Source organism: Chamaesiphon sp. OTE_20_metabat_361, assembly GCF_031364565.1.
Genome location: NZ_JANLWO010000290.1, coordinates 1 through 5,776, shown reverse-complemented (window position 1 = coordinate 5,776; position 5,776 = coordinate 1). Strand labels below are relative to the sequence as shown.

Sequence of the window (5,776 nt, the reverse complement as noted above, 5' to 3'; positions counted from 1 at the left end):
AATGGCGATCTGTCGGCAAAATATCTCAAGCTCGATATGAAGCAGACAGTAAAGCTGCGATGCAATCTGATTCGGGTGGCGGCTCTAAATTTTCGACCGGATGTAGTACTCGTCGATAAAAAGCCTTACGGACTGCAAGACGAACTCAAAAAAACGATCGAAACTCTCCGCACTGTTGCCCCAGAAACAAAGTGGCTATTACTATTGCGAGATATCTTGGATGCTCCCAAACAGACGGTAGCTGAGTGGCACTCGCTCGATAGTTATCGCGCCATCGAGCAGTTTTACCATCAAGTTTTGGTAGTAGGTACGCCGGAAGTATTCAATACCTGCTCTGAGTACCAATTTTCCCCACAGATGCGATCGAAATCGCTCTTTTGCGGCTATATCCGCCGTCAACAGGCATCCAAACACCGTGAGGTGTTGCGGCAAGAATTAAATTTAGCTCCAGGCGAGCGGTGCGTACTAGTCACCGCAGGTGGTGGCGAAGATGGGTATCCGCTGATTCACGCTTATCTGGAGGGTTTAGTAATGCTACCAGCAGATTATCCACTCAAAAGTTTGGTAGTTTGCGGGCCAGAAATGTCTACAAAGGAACGAGCGACACTTTTCCAGATGGCAGCACAGCATCCGCAAGTCATCATTAGTGAGTTTACCGACGATTTGATGAGTTATATCGAAGTCGCCAATACGGTGGTGGCGATGGGTGGCTACAACACTTTTTGTGAAATCTTATCCGCTCAAAAACCCTCAATTATCGTACCACGGGTAAGACCGACTCAAGAACAAGTTATTCGCGCTCGTAAAATGGCGGAACTGGGATTACTCGAAATGATTCACCCCGACGAATTAACGCCAGCAGTTTTAATCGATAAACTACTCCATCAATTAAATAATCCGAGCTATTACACTAGCAATATCCAAAAAGTAGATTTGGATGCGTTGCCTCGGATTGCCCAGAGTATTGTTATGGCGATTCCACATCAACCTGTTAAGGGAGAATTGCAAAGATTTCCAGAGCATTGGATGAAATGTCTGTCTGCTTAATCTCGATCGACACAAGTATCATTATCAGACGATCGCATTTTTATGAAGAAGATTCTATTTTATTGTCAAAATTTATTAGGAATGGGGCATTTAGTTCGGACGAGAGAATTGATGAGAGAACTCGTCAAAACATTTGAAGTTTGTCTAATTGAGGGTGGACAAAAGGTTGATGGATTTGCAATGCTTCCAGAAGTTGAAGTCGTTCAATTACCGACAATTCAAGTTGAGGTATTTGATTCGCTCCAAGTTGGCAAGCAGCTTCAAGTCGTGGGTAGCATTATGAGTTTGGAGGCGGTGAAGAAGTTTCGACAACAGCAACTAATCGAGGTATTCGATCGATTTCAACCCGATGTCCTGATTACCGAAGGCTACCCCTTTAGTAAGAATAAGGCGTTAGCTTTTGAGATGGTTCCCTTATTAGAACATGTTAGAAAATCCGATCGATCTACTCAGGTAATTTGTAGTCTACGCGATATTATTATGGTTAAAGAATTTGCCGATCGCGAGGCTGAAGAAAAGAGACGTTGTGAATTTGTCAACCACTATTATGATGCTGTTTTACTCCATTCCGATCCATCCGTTCATCGATTAGAAGACAATATTTCTAATACGGATAGTTTGACTTGCCCCGTTTATTATACAGGCTACGTGGTGCAATCCGAACCCAATCGAGTTGAATTTGATGCCGCAGATCTAGCACTGCTTAACGATGCAACTCCCAAGATTGTTGTCAGTGTTGGCGGTGGTAAACTCGGACACGATCTATTAGAGAGTATTATTCAAGCTGCACCATTGATTGAGCAAGAAACTATTCATAGAATTGTGATTTTTGCAGGGCCATTAATGGGCGAAGCTAAATATCAGCAGCTCGTAAAATTAGCTCAAGGAAAGACGAATGTTAGTCTGCGTCGATTTACACCTAGTTTGATTGCTTATCTCGATCGAGCAGATTTATCGATTAGTTTAGGCGGTTATAACACTACCATGAATATCTTAAAAACTGGTGTTCGATCGATGATTTATCCCTCTGACAAAGATCGAGAGCAGGCAATTAGAGCAGAGAAGCTAGAGCAGTTGGGTTTGCTCAAGATTTTAGACAAATCCGAACTACAGCCAGAACTATTGGCAAGATCGATCGTCGATTATTTAGCTGAAGAATTAACATTAAATTTGGAAAATCATCTTCAGCTCGATGGAGCAAAACAAGCATCGATAGTTCTCCAGAAGTTACTCAAATTTCATACAAAGCCAGTAACGCCTACGATTAAAATCGTGGCTGGTTCTGCAAAGTCCGCCTTCGCGGACTAATAAGAATTCAGTCCGCGATGGCGGACTTTGCATCATGAGCGGAGACTTCAGTCTCTGCCTAATATTAGGAGCTAATTCATGAGAAAGATTTTATTTTACTGTCAATATCATTTAGGGATGGGTCATCTCGTTCGCAGTGTCGAAATATTGCGAAGTCTGGCAGCAGAATTTGAGATTTTTTTCGTCAAAGGAGGTACGGAAGTTGAAGGTTTAGATCTACCTGCAAATATTCAGGTAGTGACATTACCAACATTGCTATCCGAACATCGTCAGCTTAAAGTTGTCGATCCAAGTCAGGATTTAGAAACAGTCAAGCAACAACGGGTAATCACTTTATTAAATATCTTTGATGAATTTAAGCCAGACTGTTTAATCATTGAAGGCTATCCATTCAAAAAATATCAGTTTGAATTTGAATCGATTCCATTATTAGAAAGAGTCAAAGCTGCCAAGAGAGATATTAAGGTTGTCTGTAGTTTGCGAGATGTCGTGATGGCGCAACCTTATCTCGATCGCGATGAAGTAATTGCTAAAACTTGCGATAGGCTGAATCGATATTTCGATCTGTTATTAATTCACTCCGATCCACAATTTCATCGGTTAGAAGAAAGCTTCTTAGGCGTTGCTGATATTAAGTGTCCGATTCAGTACACCGGATTTGTCGCTCAACCTCTGACGGAAACATTTACTGAAACGCCAGAAGATGCGATCGATTTATCCCGAACCAATCCGACGATTTTAATTAGCGTCGGTGGCGGACAACTAGGACACGATTTACTCGATGCAGCAGTGGCGGTTAGTCCGATTTTAGCCGCCCGATTGCCTGAGTATCATGTGCAGGTATTTACGGGGCCATTTATTTCGATCGATCGATTTCAAGCATTAGCAACAGCAGCAGCGGGGCAAGATAATCTCACTTTGAGAAAATTTACACCTCAATTTCTGACGTATATGCAAAAAGCAAAACTTTCCATTAGTTTGGGTGGATATAACACTACGATGAACATTTTGCGTACTGGTGTTAATTCGATGATTTTGCCATCGAATAAAGATTGGGAGCAGATGGTGAGGGCTGAAAAATTGGAAAAGATGGGGCTACTCACAATGCTCCAGCCTGAAGACCTTCAGCCTGAACAATTCGCCGATAAGATCGTGCAGGCGATTGAATCAGAACATCTACCAAAATTCTCTAAATCATTCGATCTCGATGGTGCTGAGAAAACGAAAGTTGCGATCGAGAATCTGCTGGCACCGCAGAGAACGCCGCCGATTGAAATCGGGGCTTATGATGCGAAGTCCGCCAACGCGGACTAGGAGATTTAGTCCGCGTAGGCGGACTTTGCAACACTAGCGGAGACTTTAGTCTCTGAGTAATTCTTATCTCAAATTATCATTAATTGGAACTTAATCATGACTAAGACTTTACCTCTAGAAACCGCCAACATTTCAACCTCGATCGAACAGCCAATGGTAACGATCGTCGTCGTACCGCGCGAACGGTTTAGCTATTCCCAACAATCATTAGAAAGCGTTTACGCCGAGACAGATTATCCCTTTGAATTGGTATATGTTGATGGTGGATCTTCCCCGCAACTCAAGGCTTATTTAGAAACACAAGCGCAAGAGAAGCAATTTAAACTAATTCGCACCGAACACTTCCTCTCCCCCAATCGCGCCCGCAATATCGGAATCCAAGCCGCACAGGGTAAATATATCGTCTTTGTCGATAATGATGTCCTCGTCCAAAAAGGATGGTTGCAAAAATTGGTAGAGTGCGCTGAAGAAACTGACGCGACAGTAGTTGGTACCCTCACCTGCATCGATAGCCCCGTTCATGAAGTCGTCCACAATGGTGGCGGTACAACTTACATCGAAGTTCGCACCGAAGGCACCAAAACGGGTCGCTATGCCGTCCAAAAAAGTTATTTGGAAGGAAAACGAGTCTCGAAGATTGCCGACCAAATGACCCGCTTTAAGTGCGAATTTGTCGAGTTCCACACCGCTTTAGTCCGCAAATCATTTTTTGACGAACACGGCTTGCTCGATGAAGGCTTGCTCAGTACGCGGGAGCATATCGATCTGTGCTTGTGTGCGGCGAAAGCTGGCGGTACTGTCTATTGCGAACGCCAGAGTATTGTCACTTACATGACTGGAGCGGAGTTCGATTGGTATGACTATACCTACTTCAGCTTGCGCTGGAGCGATGCTTGGGATTTGGCGAGTTTCGACCATTTCCGCGCCAAGTGGGGTGTGGAAGAAGATTGGTACTTCCACCGTCGCTACAATCGCCTCGGTCGTCGTCGCTATCGCGCGCTGATGCGTCCGATTATCAGTCGGTTCCCACTCAAAGATAAGCGCAGTGATTTTGCCGATTGGTTGCAAGTTATCGAGCGTCCGATCAATAACTTTATCAGCGATCGATATGCTCGTCTACACGAATATGCCAGTCACAGTCTGGGCTTGCGTCGATCGCAACGCTTGAAAGATGGGATGAAATTCGAGAAGCCCTCGAAGGAAAAGGCAGATTCAGAATTGGAGTCGGTTTGAGTTGTGGCGTAGTCCCGTTACCCCACCCCAGCCCTCCCCTTATAAAGGGGAGGGAGCCGGAAAAGCTCCCCCTTTATAAGAGGAGGAAGAAAGCCCACCCTTTATAAGGGGGGGTTGGGGGGGTAACACCATCTCAGCAGAAGTCCAGCCACCCCTGGACAAGTATCTATAAAAACCCAAAATAATGATTCAGACAGGAGAGAAAGAACTTAAAGGCATCATCCCCGGCAGTTGGCACATCCTCGTCAAATTCTGGCCACAAATCCGCCAGCGGAAACTGCTCATCGGTACCTCATTATTCGCGCTGTTGATCGAAACTGCGCTAGGATTGCTCGAACCTTGGCCGCTGAAATTCATTTTCGACGGCGTACTGCTTTCCCGTACAGATATCTATCCCGATAGTTTGGGTTTTGCACGGGGGTTGTCACCAATGTGGTTGCTCACGCTGCTGGCTGTATCAATCGTCGCGATCGCCGCGTTACGCAGTGTTACAGCCTATCTGAGTACTTATGGGATGGCTCTAGCAGCGATTCAGGTGCTATCGGAGGTACGGAGCAACTTATATAGTCATATTCAGCGGCTATCGCTATCGTTTCATCAACGGTTCAAAAGTGGCGATCTGATTGCGCGAGTTACCTATGATATCGAACGCTTGCGGTTGGTGACGATCAAAACTGCACTGCCGTTTCTGGCAAATGTAGTAACGATCGTCGGGATGATGGGAGTGATGTTTTGGCTCAATTGGGAGCTAGCTTTAATTTCGATCGCGATTTTCCCGCTATTTGCGATTACTACAACCAATATTGTCGGCCAGATTCGCAAGGAAACTAACTCGCCATGGAGGCAAAGACGATGTCGGTCAAGGCGATGTTCC

At 44.9% G+C, this 5,776-nt stretch carries 5 protein-coding genes; all 5 read left to right on the top strand.

The genetic code is table 11. The features are described from left to right. On the top strand, positions 1-1,047 hold a 1,047-nt coding region (locus RMO35_RS08630; protein ID WP_309740271.1), incomplete at its 5' end, for a glycosyltransferase. 42 nt (positions 1,048-1,089) lie between these two features. Continuing rightward, positions 1,090-2,355 carry a glycosyltransferase gene (locus tag RMO35_RS08625; protein ID WP_309740269.1) on the top strand — a complete coding sequence of 422 codons (1,266 nt, stop codon included), beginning with the start codon at positions 1,090-1,092 and terminating at the stop codon, positions 2,353-2,355. A gap of 78 nt (positions 2,356-2,433) precedes the next feature. After that, on the top strand, positions 2,434-3,669 hold the full coding sequence (locus RMO35_RS08620; RefSeq protein WP_309740268.1) for a glycosyltransferase: 1,236 nt from the start codon (positions 2,434-2,436) through the stop codon (positions 3,667-3,669). A 96-nt stretch (positions 3,670-3,765) separates the two neighbouring features. Then, positions 3,766-4,902, top strand: a complete 1,137-nt coding sequence (locus RMO35_RS08615; protein WP_309740267.1) for a glycosyltransferase — start codon at positions 3,766-3,768, stop codon at positions 4,900-4,902. A gap of 184 nt (positions 4,903-5,086) precedes the next feature. Beyond that, positions 5,087-5,776, top strand: a 690-nt coding sequence (locus RMO35_RS08610; protein WP_309740264.1) for an ABC transporter transmembrane domain-containing protein, incomplete at its 3' end; no start/stop codon positions are given.